This is a genomic window from Rhodanobacter denitrificans (genome assembly GCF_003335105.1).
Taxonomy (GTDB): domain Bacteria; phylum Pseudomonadota; class Gammaproteobacteria; order Xanthomonadales; family Rhodanobacteraceae; genus Rhodanobacter; species Rhodanobacter denitrificans_A.
This window is the reverse complement of the sequence record NZ_QFWQ01000022.1, coordinates 1-524: the sequence shown is the minus strand read 5'-3', so window position 1 is coordinate 524 and position 524 is coordinate 1. Positions and strand designations below refer to the sequence as shown.

At 70.4% G+C, this 524-nt stretch carries 1 protein-coding gene; it reads left to right on the top strand.

All coding sequences use genetic code 11. The features are described 5' to 3' along the window. On the top strand, positions 1-524 hold a 524-nt coding region (locus DEO45_RS16335), incomplete at both ends, for an SIS domain-containing protein (RefSeq protein WP_114345883.1).

The window sequence follows — 524 nt, the reverse complement described above, 5'->3', positions numbered from 1 at the left end:
GGCGAATACCGCCACTACATGCAGAAGGAGATCTTCGAGCAGCCGCGCGCGATCGCCGACACGCTGGAGGCCCGCCTGGGCGCGCACGGCGTGCTGCCGAACATCTTCGGCATCGACAGCGAGGCGCTGCTGCGCGACGTCCGCGGCCTGCACATCATCGCCTGCGGCACCAGCTACCACGCCGGCCTGGTGGCGAAGTACTGGATCGAGGAGTACGCGCGCCTGCCGGTCAGCGTGGAGGTGGCCAGCGAATACCGCTACCGCGAGACGGTGGTGCCCGCGGGCACGCTGTTCGTCGCCATCTCGCAGTCCGGCGAAACCGCCGACACGCTGGCGGCGATGCGCGAATCGCGCCGGCGCGGCTACCTCGGCACGCTGGCGATCTGCAACGTGCCCGAATCCTCGGTGGTGCGCGAGGCGGACCTCAAGCTGATGACCCGCGCCGGTCCCGAGATCGGGGTGGCCTCGACCAAGGCCTTCACCACCCAGCTGGCCGGCCTGGCCCTGCTCACGCTGGAGCTGGC